Origin of the sequence: Synechococcus sp. UW106, from assembly GCF_900474015.1 — a bacterium.
Classification (GTDB): Bacteria; Cyanobacteriota; Cyanobacteriia; order PCC-6307; family Cyanobiaceae; genus Parasynechococcus.
The window spans coordinates 312571-325732 of record NZ_UCNV01000008.1 but is presented as its reverse complement, the minus strand read 5'-3'; the positions used below and the strand labels follow the sequence as shown (position 1 = coordinate 325732).

15 protein-coding genes are annotated in these 13162 nt (G+C 53.4%); 10 read left to right on the top strand and 5 right to left on the bottom strand.

Annotated elements, in window-relative coordinates; all coding sequences use genetic code 11:
• The 7 genes from DXY30_RS06510 (at position 1) to fmt (ending at position 6530) form a co-directional block, all read left to right on the top strand.
• Positions 1-609, top strand: coding sequence for a flavin prenyltransferase UbiX (locus DXY30_RS06510; RefSeq protein WP_115094248.1), 609 nt, complete (start codon positions 1-3; stop codon positions 607-609).
• Entirely contained in the window at positions 606-1079 is a 474-nt protein-coding gene (locus DXY30_RS06505) for a hypothetical protein (protein WP_115093864.1), read from the top strand. The genes DXY30_RS06510 and DXY30_RS06505 overlap by 4 nt, the downstream gene beginning before the upstream one ends.
• A gap of 45 nt (positions 1080-1124) precedes the next feature.
• The gene (locus tag DXY30_RS06500; protein WP_115093862.1) at positions 1125-1562 is read left to right on the top strand and encodes a DUF2996 domain-containing protein; all 438 of its coding nucleotides are present in this window, start codon (positions 1125-1127) and stop codon (positions 1560-1562) included.
• Positions 1563-1628: 66 nt separating this feature from the next.
• Positions 1629-2699 carry a magnesium-protoporphyrin IX monomethyl ester (oxidative) cyclase gene (gene acsF, locus DXY30_RS06495; RefSeq protein ID WP_115093861.1) on the top strand — a complete coding sequence of 357 codons (1071 nt, stop codon included), beginning with the start codon at positions 1629-1631 and terminating at the stop codon, positions 2697-2699.
• Positions 2700-2731: 32 nt separating this feature from the next.
• Entirely contained in the window at positions 2732-4141 is a 1410-nt protein-coding gene (locus tag DXY30_RS06490; protein WP_115093860.1) for a TldD/PmbA family protein, read from the top strand.
• A 2-nt stretch (positions 4142-4143) separates the two neighbouring features.
• A complete protein-coding gene (locus DXY30_RS06485) occupies positions 4144-5511 on the top strand; it encodes a TldD/PmbA family protein (RefSeq protein ID WP_115093859.1) in 1368 nt (455 codons plus the stop codon).
• Between the two features lie 2 nt (positions 5512-5513).
• A complete protein-coding gene (gene fmt / locus DXY30_RS06480) occupies positions 5514-6530 on the top strand; it encodes a methionyl-tRNA formyltransferase (RefSeq protein ID WP_115093858.1) in 1017 nt (338 codons plus the stop codon).
• A gap of 1 nt (position 6531) precedes the next feature.
• Here the strand turns inward: fmt and DXY30_RS06475 are convergent, their stop codons facing one another.
• From DXY30_RS06475 to DXY30_RS06465, 3 genes are read right to left on the bottom strand one after another with little or no spacing between them, the layout of a single operon-like run.
• Complete coding sequence (locus tag DXY30_RS06475; RefSeq protein ID WP_115093857.1) at positions 6532-7182, bottom strand: hypothetical protein; 651 nt, start codon at positions 7180-7182, stop codon at positions 6532-6534.
• A 3-nt stretch (positions 7183-7185) separates the two neighbouring features.
• Positions 7186-7524, bottom strand: coding sequence for a DUF6464 family protein (locus DXY30_RS06470; RefSeq protein ID WP_115093856.1), 339 nt, complete (start codon positions 7522-7524; stop codon positions 7186-7188).
• Positions 7514-8251: a DUF475 domain-containing protein gene (locus DXY30_RS06465; protein WP_115093855.1), complete on the bottom strand. Its 738-nt coding sequence runs from the start codon at positions 8249-8251 to the stop codon at positions 7514-7516. Before DXY30_RS06465 ends, DXY30_RS06470 begins: the two co-directional genes overlap by 11 nt.
• Positions 8252-8289: 38 nt before the next feature.
• On the opposite strand from DXY30_RS06465, the gene DXY30_RS06460 reads away from it, so the two are divergent.
• Positions 8290-9030, top strand: a complete 741-nt coding sequence (locus DXY30_RS06460; RefSeq protein ID WP_115093854.1) for a hypothetical protein — start codon at positions 8290-8292, stop codon at positions 9028-9030.
• Between the two features lie 801 nt (positions 9031-9831).
• Complete coding sequence (locus DXY30_RS13595) at positions 9832-10083, top strand: hypothetical protein (RefSeq protein WP_137006809.1); 252 nt, start codon at positions 9832-9834, stop codon at positions 10081-10083.
• A 1563-nt stretch (positions 10084-11646) separates the two neighbouring features.
• Here the strand turns inward: DXY30_RS13595 and DXY30_RS14050 are convergent.
• The gene (locus DXY30_RS14050) at positions 11647-11799 is read right to left on the bottom strand and encodes a hypothetical protein (RefSeq protein WP_170951171.1); all 153 of its coding nucleotides are present in this window, start codon (positions 11797-11799) and stop codon (positions 11647-11649) included.
• A gap of 112 nt (positions 11800-11911) precedes the next feature.
• Here DXY30_RS14050 and DXY30_RS06445 point away from each other — a divergent pair, with 112 nt between their 5' ends.
• A complete protein-coding gene (locus DXY30_RS06445; protein ID WP_115093851.1) occupies positions 11912-12100 on the top strand; it encodes a hypothetical protein in 189 nt (62 codons plus the stop codon).
• Positions 12101-12683: 583 nt separating this feature from the next.
• Here DXY30_RS06445 and DXY30_RS13590 read toward each other — a convergent pair.
• Complete coding sequence (locus tag DXY30_RS13590; protein ID WP_137006808.1) at positions 12684-12983, bottom strand: hypothetical protein; 300 nt, start codon at positions 12981-12983, stop codon at positions 12684-12686.
• Between the last annotated feature and the right edge of the window lie 179 nt (positions 12984-13162).

The following is a 13162-nucleotide window of genomic DNA, read 5'->3' as shown; positions in this document are numbered from 1 at the left end:
ATGCATCCCTACGTTCTGGCCGTCACCGGTGCGTCGGCACAACCCCTTGCCGAGCGTGCCCTGCAGTTACTTCTGCAGCGAGGGCGCTCTGTCCATCTCGTTCTCAGCCACGGCGCCCATGAGGTCTTCCGTGCAGAACAGGGGCTGTCCATTCCCGTGGATCCCCTGAAGCAAAACGGGTTCTGGAGAGACAGGCTTGGGGTGGAGAGCGGAGATTTGAGATGCCATCGCTGGAATGATCAAGCCGCCTGCATCGCGAGTGGGAGCTACCGGACACGCGCGATGGTGATCGTTCCTTGCAGCATGGGAACGGTTGGACGCATCCACGCCGGAATTGCCGCTGATCTGATCGAGCGCTGTGCGGATGTTCACCTCAAGGAGCGCCGTCCGCTGGTGATCGCTCCACGGGAGATGCCCTTCAACCTGATTCACCTCCGCAACCTCACCGGTCTGGCGGAAGCAGGAGCAACCATTGCCGCTCCCATTCCGGCTTGGTACACCCGACCAGAGTCGTTGAACGAGATGGTGGATTTTCTTGTGGTGCGCCTATTCGATGGGCTGGAAGATGATCTTGCTCCGTTGAATCGCTGGAGCGGTCCACTGGAATGAGCACGTTTCAGCGGCTACTGCTGATCCCCTGTCTGGCTCCTCTGCTGGCGTTGCTCGCCTTTTCTGCGATCAATGTCGGAGACAAGACTCGGCTTCGCTTGCTGGTTTGGACGACCCCAGCCATGCCCCTGGGTGCGTGGACCGCACTCGCCGCCGGTGGTGGCGCTGTGGGAGCAGCACTCACAGCTTTCCTGTTTTTACCAGCGCAACGTCCTCTCAGTCGGAAGCGCCATTCCCCTGTCCACCCCGACGTCCAAGAGACGGAATCGGCCGTCAACGATTCGGCTCGCCGATCCACTACAACCCCAGGCCCTGAAAGGGATGTGCGCGAACCGGCCCCCACGGTTTCTGTGGCTTATCGCGTGATTCAGCGCCCTTCGTCTGAGCCCCGGCATCCACAAGCCTCAGCCGTACCATCTCCCTCACAGCAGTTCAGCGACTGGGGGGATGATCCTGAAGCGAACTGGTAAGCAACGCACCAGGCTGCTTACAGTTGCCGCAGTAACCCTGGATCGGTGAGCGAAACCCCTGTCGAGAAGGAGCCTTCAGGTCAAGAGACCCCTGCCAAGCCTGCAGCGAAAGCAAAACCTCCGAAACCGGAGGACAAACCCTTCCCAGAGTTCATCGACTCGCTGTTTGTTCCGGCCGTCGCCAAACAACTGGCTGATCACAACATCACAGCAGAACGACTGGAGCGCGTGGATGGTCAGCGTCCCGTGGTTGGAGGGGATTGTCCAATGGTCATCGGCGAACTCCCTGGTGGACGCCGCTTCTGGCTCTGCTTCTCCAAGGCAGACATCAACAGCACAAAGGTGATTGCCTTGGCTGACCCCGGCAGTGACCCCACCCTGTTGGAAAGCTTCCTGATCGACGAAAAACGGATGTCTCTGCCCCTTCTGGTCTCCCGCCTGTTGCAACGCCTCAACGGCCAAAAGTGGTTGGGAGGTAACTAACCAGTCGTTTTGAGCTCGGGGGTCGTCCCGACACGCCTACATTGGCAGGATCGTGAAACGCAACTGATGGTCCCTCCCACCACCGTGGCCGAAGGCAGCGCTGTAGCCATCAAGGATCCTGTCAAGGACACAATCCTCACCCCACGCTTCTACACCACCGATTTTGAGGCGATGGCGGCGATGGATCTTCAGCCGAACGAGGCTGAACTAGAAGCCATCTGCGAAGAATTCAGGAAGGATTACAACCGTCATCACTTTGTTCGCAACGAGGAGTTTGAGGGAGCCGCAGACAAGCTCGACCCGGAGACCCGCAAGGTCTTCATTGAATTCCTGGAGCAAAGCTGCACCTCTGAATTTTCAGGATTCCTTCTTTACAAGGAACTGAGTCGTCGGATTAAGGCCAAAAATCCTCTTCTTGCTGAGTGTTTTGCTCATATGGCTCGTGATGAAGCCCGTCATGCAGGCTTCCTCAATAAGTCAATGAGCGACTTCGGTATGCAACTTGACCTTGGTTTTCTCACGGCCAATAAGGATTACACTTTTTTCAAGCCAAAATTCATTTTTTACGCAACATATCTCTCTGAAAAAATCGGCTATTGGCGCTACATCGCCATTTTCCGCCATCTCGAAAAGAATCCCGACAGCAAGATTTTCCCGATCTTTAACTTCTTCGAGAACTGGTGTCAGGACGAAAACCGCCACGGCGATTTCTTCGATGCCCTGATGAAGGCACAACCCGATACGGTCCGTGGTCCGATCGCCAAACTTTGGTGTCGCTTCTTCCTTCTGGCGGTATTCGCAACCATGTACGTGCGTGACGTTGCCCGCAAGGAGTTCTACGAGGCCCTTGGCCTTGATGCGCGCACCTACGACAAAATGGTGATCGAGAAAACCAACGAGACATCTGCTCGCGTCTTCCCCGTCGTGCTCGACGTCAAGAACGAAAAGTTCTGGACTCGCCTCGAGCGCCTTGTTGCCAACAACAATGCCTTGGAGCAGGCCGACGCCAGCAATTCCATTGCTCCCGTCAAGTTGCTGCGGAAGCTGCCTTTCTGGATCGGTAACGGTGCCGAAATGGCAAAGCTATTTCTGATGCCAGCGATCGACAGCGAGCGTTTTCAACCAGCCGTGCGCTGAGGGTTATTCCCCAGCCAAATTCAGGAGTTTCCTTGACCAACGCCTTTTCCAATCAGTGGCGCGGACTTATGGAGTCCCTCTTGCATCGCGGCAGTGCTGCAGGTGCCGATCTGGTGGAAGTATTCCTCGAGCGAACAGATCACATCGGTTTGCTCGCTGAACAGGATCGAATCACCAGTGTCAATCCATCCTTTGCGCGTGGGGCAGGACTGCGGGTGTTCCGTGAAGGCCGTGATGGCTTTGTCAGCACCAATGACCTCAGCGAAGCGGGACTGAAGCGTGCTCTTGATCAGGCCCTGGCGATGCTGGGGCTGGAGCCTCAGCACCTCAGCACCTCTGCAGGTTTTGAAGGATTGAAGGCCCTGACGGACCATGGCTTGGCGAAAGCGGATTGGCTTGATCGCTGCCCATCCCTGGATCTAGCCAGCCAATGCCTGCTGCAGGGAACTGCTCATCTCGAGCGCTTGGGCCAGTACCTACAGGTTCGCCGTGGCAGTTACGCCCGCGATTGGCAGGAAGTGCTGGTCGCAGCCTCCGACGGTACCTTCGCGAGAGACATTCGATTGCACCAGTCGTCGGGCTTATCTGTCCTAGCGGCTGACGGAGAGCACCGATCCAGCATTGGCCGCCGCTACGGCAGTTCCGACCGCCCAGATGACCTTCGTGACTGGGATTCCGAAGCCAGTGCAGCCGAGGTCTGCAACAGCGCCGGCACGATGTTGCGTGCCGACTACGTGGATGCTGGACAAATGCCAGCTGTGCTGGCCAATCGTTTCGGCGGTGTGATCTTCCACGAAGCCTGTGGACATCTTCTCGAAACAACTCAGATCGAACGCGGCACAACCCCCTTCGCTGACCGTGTGGGTGAACTCATTGCTCACCCGGCCGTCACCGCAATCGACGAAGGCTTGAGTGGTGGATCCTTCGGTTCGTTGTCCATGGACGATGAGGGAATGGAACCGGAGCGCACCGTCTTGATCAAGGACGGTGTGCTGCAGCGCTTTATCAGCGACCGTGCTGGTGAACTGCGCACCGGCCACAAACGCACGGGAAGCGGTCGACGTCAGAGCCATGCGTTTGCAGCTGCCAGCCGGATGCGAAACACTTTTATCGATGCGGGATCCCATTCGCCTGAACAACTGATTGAATCCGTGGATAGGGGTCTTTATTGCAAGGCCATGGGAGGCGGCAGCGTTGGTCCAACTGGCCAGTTCAACTTCTCCGTTGAAGAGGGCTATCTGATTGAGAACGGCAAACTCACCAAACCCGTAAAAGGAGCCACGCTGATCGGTGATGCCAAAGAGGTCATGCCACGGATTTCTATGTGTGCCAATGACCTTGAACTGGCTGCAGGGTTCTGCGGTTCCGTAAGCGGCAGTGTGTTTGTCACCGTCGGACAACCCCACATCAAGGTTGACTCGATCACAGTTGGGGGCCGCTGAGGATGACCAGCAACAACAGCCTCAACGCCACACATCTGAGAGATCGACTCCAGACTCTCGCCTCGCGAGAAGGGATTCGCTGTTGGGACCTCGGTGCTGCATGCAGCGACGATTGCTCTGTTCAGGTTGACCGGGGTGAAGCAAAGCAACTCAAGGCATCACAGCGGAGTTCCATCACAGTTCGCGTCTGGAACAGCGATGGCCTGGTCGGCATCACCAGCACCACCGACCTCTCCGATGGAGGACTAGAGCAAGCTCTGGTCGGGGCCCATGCGGCCAGTCGTTTTGGAAACCCCGACGAAATTCCTCAGTTTTCACCTCTGGCCACGGCACCACTGCCTGAACTGGATCGACCACTGCAACCCCGCCAGGGAATTCTCCCCCTGTTGGACACCCTTCGGGATGCAGAAGCAGACCTCTTGAGCCGCCACCGGGCCATTGAAACTGTGCCCTACAACGGCCTGGCGGAATCTCTATCCCAGAGCCTCTATCTCAACAGTGATGGGGCTCTGCGCCAGATGGAGCGCACCCAAGCCAGCCTCTATCTTTATGCCCGAGCCGAAGAGGCCGGCCGCAAGCCGCGAAGTGGAGGAGCCGTCCGTCTTGGGCTCGGCAGCAGCGAACTTGATGTAGAAGGCTGCATCAGCGAAGCGGTTGACCGAACGATTAGTCATCTCGACTATCGCCCTATCGACACCGGCAGTTACCGGGTCTGCTTTACACCGGAGGCTTTTCTTTCCCTACTTGGCGCCTTCAGCAGCATGTTCAATGCTCGTTCGGTGCTCGACGGTGTGAGCCTGAGCCAGCGTGATTCGATCGGTTCCAACGTGGCAGTTCCGTTCTTGAATCTGCACGATGACGGACTTCATCCTGGCCATATCAGTGCTGCAGCCTTCGATGGCGAAGGTACGCCGACCCGTCGTCTTTCCTTGATTGAAGGAGGAACACTGAAGAACTTTCTGCACTCTGAAGCCACGGCACGAGCATTCGGCGTTGAGCCCACCGGCCACGCGGGGCTAGGAGCCAAGGTCTCGGTAGGTCCGGACTGGTTCGTGGTCGGCTCCGATCCAGAGGTTATGAGCGGCAGCAGCCTGAATCACCGCACAGAATCCGGGCCTTTCGTTTTGATCGAAGATCTTTCTGCACTGCATGCCGGTGTAAAGGCCACTCAGGGATCCTTCTCTCTGCCGTTTGATGGTTGGTTGGTCAAGAACGGCGAAAGGGTTTCGGTTGAAGCTGCAACGGTTGCTGGCGATATCCGCACTGTTCTCAACGGTATTGCGCACCTTGAATCCGAGGCTGAAGTCACCCACCGCGGTGTGAGCCCTCACGTTTGGGTGGATGGTTTGTCCATCACCGGCGAAGCCTGACGTTGAGGATTCTGTTCTGGGGAACACCGGCCTATGCGGTTCCCACCCTTGATGCGTTGCACAAGGCTGGTCACACGATTGTGGGAGTCGTGACACAGCCGGATCGACGGCGTGGTCGCGGGAAGCAACTGGTTGCATCACCGGTTAAAGCGAGGGCTGAACAGCTGTCACTTCCGGTATTCACCCCGGTACGGATTCGACGGGATGAAGATTGCAAGGAGGAACTTGCTGCTCTCGGAGCCGATGCATCAGTGGTGGTCGCCTTCGGACAAATTCTCCCTAAGGATGTTTTGCAGCAACCTCGCTTGGGTTGCTGGAACGGCCACGGATCACTTCTGCCCCGTTGGCGGGGTGCTGGTCCAATTCAATGGGCCCTGCTTGAGGGTGACGAGGAGACAGGTGTTGGGATCATGGCCATGGAAGAAGGCCTCGACACCGGACCTGTACTCCTCGAGCAGAGGATTCCGATCCAGCTGCTGGATACCTCCATCGATCTGGCTGAACGGCTGAGTTCCCTCACTGCAGAGCTGATGGTGCAGGCCATGCCTTTGATCGAAGCGGCAGGTTCAGGAAGCGAGGCAGAGAGATTGGGAAGGCTGAAGGTACGTGCTCAGGCAGAGGAATCGAGCTATGCACGCATGCTGGAGAAGCAGGATTTCAGGTTGGATTGGTCAGCCCCTGCTCTAAGCATTCATCGCAAGGTGATGGGGCTTTATCCCGGAGCCTTCACCTATTGGCAAGGCAAACGGCTGAAGGTGTTGCAGAGTGAACCATTGATCGAGCGCCTGAAGGATCAACTCAGCACGGCCAGCCGCCAGCTCGTGGGCCAATGGCCCACCGGTGGTCATGCACCAGGGACAATCCTGGCGGTGCTTGAGGATCAGGGCCTGGTGGTCAGCAGTTCCGGCTGTCCTCTTTTGATTCGCGAGGCTCAGCTGGAAGGCAAGGCACGCAGCACAGCGCCAGTTTTATTGCAGCAACTCAAGGCCACAAGCGGAGATCGCTTCGACGTGGATTGATTCAGGATTCCGTGTACAACGAACGCGCTTGAGTCCAGACCTGATCGAGATCCTGTTCGGAAAGTTGAAGGGCTTCGGGGTACATGCTGGAGAGCCATTGCTGGCGTTTCAAAAGGCTGTCGGCCTCAAAGAATGTTTGCTGAGACGCGAGAACTCTAAATTTGAGAAATTCAAGCAACCGTGCACGAAGCCGGATCGTGTTCACAAGTTTGATACGTCCGCGTTCATCGTGAAGATGAATTGTGCAGCCTTCATTCACGTCAGTCAATCGAGGTGCAATCAGCTCCAATGATGTTGGAGGTTGCCAGTGGCGTTGTTTTGTTTCGGGATGGGGGTAATAAATCCATCCCTCGACCAACTCAGCTTCTCTTGCCTTGATTTGCACACTCCAGAACGAGAACGTTTCAGGAGGATGGAGCTCTGTCCACCGCACTTTCTCGAACAGGTAATCTGGACTCGAAAGTGACACTTCTAGGGGTGAAAAGTCAACATTCAGCGTGCCGAAGTAACAGTCAGTCAGGTCGAGACCTAATTCCAAGAATACAGGAGTTTGCATTCGAATCGTTCCATCCGGATAAGGAGATTCGTTGCTTTTTCCGGAAGCAACACCATGGCCAGCGCAGAGACGCCCAGTGAGCCATTCAGCATTCATTGGTCAACGAAGTTCATGATGACTGCAGGTTTCACATGGTCCCTCTGGCCACACAGCACAGCGCAACAAAGGGCTGCGGGCGTTGAAACGACAGTTCGGGTCGCCGATGACCCAGCCGTGTCGCCAGGGCGTTGCATCAGCAGGGCGAGCTTGAGGTTTGACCATTAAGGCCACTGACGCCATGACATAGCGACCATTGCGCAGGGCATAGCGGTGGCGACATTGCATCACTAGGAATGATTCATCCTTGACAAGGAGCCATCGTCCAGGATGTGGTGGGTCCTCAAGATCAATGCGGTTGATTAAATAATCACCACTTACGTGCCGAAGTTCAACAAGCATGGCTTTCGTCTTGATCGTGATCACTGGTTCGAATTGACATTCCCCAAGCAAACAAAACCAACACAACCAGCAACGTTAACCAATCGGGTTGATTCAAGTCTGGAACGATGACGTGAACGATTAACCTAAAGGCAACGAAAGCAACGGCAAGGAAACCAGCTGTTTCAAGACGTGGGTACAGGTCAAGCCAGCGAATGAATAGGGCGGACGTGAAGCGCAATGCCACGATCCCAATAAAGGCGCCTGCACTGATCAGCAGGATTTGATCGCTGATTGCCACCGCTGCGGCGACACTATCGATGGAGAAGGCAAGATCAGTGAAGGCCAGTAGCAGAACAGTCTTGAAAAAGGGACGTTGACTGCGATCAGATCCATCGGCATCCAAAGCAGAAGCCGAATCGTCCGACCGGCTTTTGAAGTGATCCACCACAAGCCAAACGAGATAGGCAGCGGCGAAGAGCTGAACCCACGTATTTTGCAAAACCCATTGGGCGACAACGATCAGGGCGATTCGCAACACCAGAGCCATGCCGATACCCAAGTTGAGCGCCAGTCGCTCTTGCTCTGGCTGACGACTACTACGGGCAATGGCAGCAAGAGCGACGGCATTGTCAGCCGAAAGAATCACCTCTAGGAGCACCAGCACGGGGAGTAGAGCAAAAATTTCTCCCCACTGGTCGGCACCTTCAAAGAAATCCGAAAGCGAGGGGAGCGAAGTGATGTCCATGCCGGCAGCCTAGAAAGTGCAAGCGCTGTTCCATTGCGATGCAGATCCGGGCCGAGCTGTGTCACGTCGATACTCTGCGATGCATCGTGAGGGTTGAGGCATCGACTGACGGGGCTGTTTTGGGCAGCGCCCTTGGCGAAGCAGCCACTGCTGAAGAAGCAGAGGAAAGGGCGTTACAACGTCTCAACACCAGGCTTCAGATCAGTCCTCCACAACGGCTGGGACAGGTTGCTGTCAGTCCCCAAGACAACGAAAGCTCAAAGGCAGCAGAGCATGTCGCAGTAGAGCGGCCACGGAAGATTGAGACGCACGAGCCAGTTGCTCCTGCCCACTCTGCTACTCCACAGACTTCCAACACCCAAGCTCCACCTTCGGAAACACCGACGGATCCTGATGATTGGAGCGACGAGCTCACCGCCATCGACCTCGAAATTAGACGCATCGGTTGGACGCGAGAGCAAGAACAGGCGTACCTCACGCGAGCATTTGGCCTTGGCAGCCGCCACAAACTCACGCGCTACGCCGATTTGGTGGCCTATTTGCGACAGCTCAAGTTGATTCAAGCTAACGATGATGCCTCCACCGCCCCAGCGCCAATCCGCCGTGGAGACTTGCTCAACCAGGGAGATTCAATGTTGAAGCAGCTTGGCTGGAACTCAGATCAGGCCCGTGCATTTCTACAACAACATCTCGGCTCGACAAGTCGCCAACAGCTCAGTGATGAACAGCTGCTTCAATTCAACATGCTCTTGGAGGAGCAGACACTCAAGTCATCGTAATTAGCGAGTTTTCAGCCTTCTACTGCAAGCTATCACTAACTTTTGAGAGCCTTCTGCTCCACCGGTGTTAGGGATGGGTAGAGCGCTGCTATGGGCTCAACACTGCTGAGGTGGATCATCCGGCTTGGCCCTAACTGCCTGAAACGCTGTGGGTGAAAAGATCGGAGCGGATGTCCATCATTCCTGCTTTCACAGACAGGAAACGGATACTGATTTTTGCTCTGGATAATAAAATCTGACAACGAAATTATACACCGACACGACTATTTCGTTAGTTCATACGTGCTGGCAGCAGCAAAGAGTGCTAGACAACCGATGAGCTCAAAAGAAGCAACCGCCCAATCCACACGGGAAATTAGACGGTTCAACACTTCTCGTCGGGCCTCGCTCTACCCGGCTTTCAGGACAACGTGCTCCTGACAATCAAATAATGACGGCCAAGGGCCTTTTTGAGAGAACATTTGCGAGGAGTATGCGAAATCCGCATTAACAGGTTGGCTAATGAATGAAACCAAGCTTTGAAAAACGTTTTGATTAAAGATTAAATTCTCCTAAGCCGCTTTGTTGAAACTCCCCAATCTCTTCGCACGCATACACAGGTAATATTGCACTGTGTTTGAGAAGCACTAAAGCAGGCGATTGACACATTGTGACTCAATAGATGCACTTAATGATTACAAGCTGTTAGCGACAGCCACTTACAGGAAACGACTGGCTGCTTTGGAAACCGACGCTCAGCTCATCGAAACAATTGACTCATCAGCCTCCGAGTTCACACAGAAGCACGCTTAGGAACCACGATTGACTCGTCCCTGGGTCGCCGACGTGGAGCACACGTTGATGACCGCTATCCAACACCCAGCCTGGAGCTCGACGATCTACTCCAACAACGTCAAGGATGTCATCCGTTGTGTGAGTCGTTATCTACAGAGTGACTGGCATGCCTTTCTGCACTCATCGACAGGAACTGAGGTGCTGATGTTCATCACGAATGGTCCGGTCGACAGGTCAAGCATTGGTCGGCTGACATCGCAAAGGTATTCGTTCACCTAAAAGCTGGAACACGCATGGTTTGGACACTGACAACAGAGTTAGACCTGAGCAGGGTGGGAACAATTGATTCCAACCGCATGCTTGGAAGACGTTCAGTATTCCTGGCCGCCTTGGCAGCAGTTCAAGCTGTTTCAATCGGATCTCAACCTGCCCATGCCGCTCAAAATTGCGGTTCGGGGGGGCATTGGGTTCAGACAGGACCAGCACTTGGCGCTGGCTATTGCAAGCAACACCACAAGCACAAGCACAAGCATGATCACTACGTGTGTGCCATTGGTTATCACTTCGCAGGGAAGGGTCGCTGCGTCAGGAATGGGACGTGGTGGACAGGCCGCAGACCCGTCGAATGGGGCCCCTACTACGAACCTCGGAACAAGTCAGGGAGTGTCTCCTTCCAGGGGCCGCAAGGAGGAGAGATCAAGTTGACGTGGTGAAGACACGTCAGCAATAGAACGCCCCTACCGACTAGGCCTACCAGAAAACTCGGAACAACCGAACATTTTGTGGATGTCGGGATAGTGCTCATTAAGGCATTACACCCACACACTTTTCGGCCCATCATCGAGTCGTCGGGTCGTTAAGTGGACCCGAAAGACGGGCAGAGCGATGCCCGACGAGAGCAGCGATTTGGCGTCGGCTTCGGCCGGGGTCAAGTCCGTTCTTCCTTAAGAAATTTGGTGGTGTATCGCAAGACACTGCCTTGGCGATCAAGCTATGAAAGTGGCCGAATCGCTCCGGTGATCCATCACCGTCGGCCACACAACATGCACTGATGCTCGGCCGAGACCGAATCAAATTTGAAAGCTGAACTCTCAGCCATCGCTCACGAAATACATGCAGAGCGGTTTTAAAACTAAGAGGTTCCAACCACCCCAGACCCAGGCCATCGCTCAAAGCCTGGGTTTTTTATTTCGTGTTCACAGCCAATCAATGCAAAACCAACTGCCAAACAGGTTGAAGCCCTCGTTCTGCTATCGGCAACGCGCTGCGCTGCGACGCTTTGTATGAGCGCTAAGCGCGCGACAAGCCATAGCAGCCTCCATATAGCCTCGGCGTTTCAGCAAAACAAATGCTCCAGCCTTCACTAGGTCAGTATTTCACTGAGATTAATGTAAAACGACAGGCTTCTGGACGAGCACACTCTTGGATCACTCAAATATCAAGGCTTCGTCCAATAAAAAATGAGCAATTGGACTCAGGAATGCTCCAATTCACTGACTTAAAACAGGTTTGCGGCAGGGACAGTTACGGCGTCCATGCCGATTGCTGCAGAGTAAATCGTCTAAAACTCTGCGCATTCCGGCCATTTCCCCTGCTTCGTTCCTGAAGGAGGAGATGGCCCCTGTAAGTGGTCAGTGGCCCAAGACACAGGGCTTGATTCATATCATAAATATGGAGCTTATTTTTGACGAAAACTCAAGAGACATTTCTGATTTACAAGAGATTCAATAAAACATACAAAGTTTGCATGTTGAATAGCATTACTTGAATTAATTTCTACGTGTCAATACTTCGACTGAAGACAGGACAAATCTGTCGATACATGCAATCTAAGCCCAATTTTCATTCAGCAATCTCGATCGTTGCGGAGAGCTGCTGATAATAGAGATTCAGCAGCATGGCAGCGACTCCTTTGATCTGATCAAGATCGGAAGCTGGTTCAATTGCCGCAGTAAATTTCTGCTTTTCAAATTGCTGGTGAAGCGAAAGCGTCAAGGTGGATCGACATCTATGTCAAAACTTACATCAAAACGAACTCCTATGACGGCATCAGTTGATACGTCAAGCATTTGACTCCCTCTGTAATATTTGGAAAAGCTTGAGTCCTATGGATCATGCGATTGCGCACTTCTCCTATGACCTCACCGCATTGCGTTTGGAATACAAAACCACATGTGATGCACTGATGTACTGGCGTGGCGGTGACCCTGCAGAACAGCAGTTCCTTTTGGACAAAAAGCAAGAAGTTTTTCGTGCTTTAGCTGAAGCCAGCTTTAGTGATCAGATCTGGCGCTGAAGCAATTCTATTGTAAGCAATTTCTTTACGATGTAGTTACTGAGGAAGATCCTCATGAAAAATCCTGCTGGAAAGCAGATGTCAACTGCGAAAACTGAACTCAAGCTTGGTTTTAGGTTTCTGATACTTAATAACGTTCATGACCTGTAGACCGGTATTTGCAGACTTCCTTTCTTCAGCAAGAGCCTTGAGAATCATAGATCCGCATGACTGCCAGTCTTCATTCACTTCGATCAAGTCTTTAGCCCGAAGATAGTACTCGGCAGCCTTCTCGAGGTGCTTGGATTTCTGGTCAATCGCTTTTGTCACTGACGAATCTGTGATGGTCCTTATGATGTCTGGTCTTATTATACCTCATGCATTGACTAAAAGAAATCCCGTTCAGCACCCCGCACGGAACTCATCAGCGCAGAATATTTAAAGTGGTCAGCTCATGCCTTCATCTCAACTGAAGATCAAAGCATAAGAGCACATATGTCTTGAAATTTTTGTGGCCAACTGATCAGGCCTGTATCAACCTAGTTTTGTTGACTGATGCAATCTGATTCAGGACATGAAGATTGGCGCTTAAGCCTAGGAGGCATTATCGACGAGTTGTCTTATAAAGAGCACGATGAACGAGTGGGAAAGCGTAAGGCATTTGTTTAATTTCTTGCTTGATTTTCGAAAAACATGCTGCAGATCCATCTGAGTAATCCTGCTCAATAACACTTGCTTTTGCTTGCTCTATCGAAAATCCTTCACGTAGTTTTTCCTCAAGGCTGTAAGCCGCTTCATAACTTTGACAGGGCCCTGCATGGACCAGAGATTGATCACTGAACAGTATCAGCGATAAAAGAAGAACATTCGAGAAGTGACGACTGAATCCAACTGAAGCACGCATATCGGAATACAATCGAAGGAGCCAATAATCAGTGATGGCAGGCTATTGGGGGGTTGCAATGAAGCTGATTAAATTGCTCGTTGTCATCAGCGCCAAGAGCTGTATCAGCAGTCACTTTTGGAAGTTGTTTGCCAAATCATATTCTGCCCTAACTATTGACTCAAGATCTTAATGTTTTT

Excerpts from the sequence above, each read along its gene's own strand:
- DXY30_RS06470 (WP_115093856.1), bottom strand. The coding sequence starts at position 7,524 with ATGCTTGTTGAACTTCGGCACGTAAGTGGTGATTATTTAATCAACCGC.
- DXY30_RS06460 (WP_115093854.1), top strand. The coding sequence starts at position 8,290 with ATGCAGATCCGGGCCGAGCTGTGTCACGTCGATACTCTGCGATGCATC.
- DXY30_RS06445 (WP_115093851.1), top strand. The coding sequence starts at position 11,912 with ATGGATCATGCGATTGCGCACTTCTCCTATGACCTCACCGCATTGCGT.
- DXY30_RS06475 (WP_115093857.1), bottom strand. The coding sequence starts at position 7,182 with ATGAATGCTGAATGGCTCACTGGGCGTCTCTGCGCTGGCCATGGTGTT.
- DXY30_RS06485 (WP_115093859.1), top strand. The coding sequence starts at position 4,144 with ATGACCAGCAACAACAGCCTCAACGCCACACATCTGAGAGATCGACTC.
- acsF (WP_115093861.1), top strand. The coding sequence starts at position 1,629 with ATGGTCCCTCCCACCACCGTGGCCGAAGGCAGCGCTGTAGCCATCAAG.
- DXY30_RS13590 (WP_137006808.1), bottom strand. The coding sequence starts at position 12,983 with ATGCGTGCTTCAGTTGGATTCAGTCGTCACTTCTCGAATGTTCTTCTT.
- DXY30_RS06510 (WP_115094248.1), top strand. The coding sequence starts at position 1 with ATGCATCCCTACGTTCTGGCCGTCACCGGTGCGTCGGCACAACCCCTT.
- DXY30_RS06465 (WP_115093855.1), bottom strand. The coding sequence starts at position 8,251 with ATGGACATCACTTCGCTCCCCTCGCTTTCGGATTTCTTTGAAGGTGCC.
- DXY30_RS06505 (WP_115093864.1), top strand. The coding sequence starts at position 606 with ATGAGCACGTTTCAGCGGCTACTGCTGATCCCCTGTCTGGCTCCTCTG.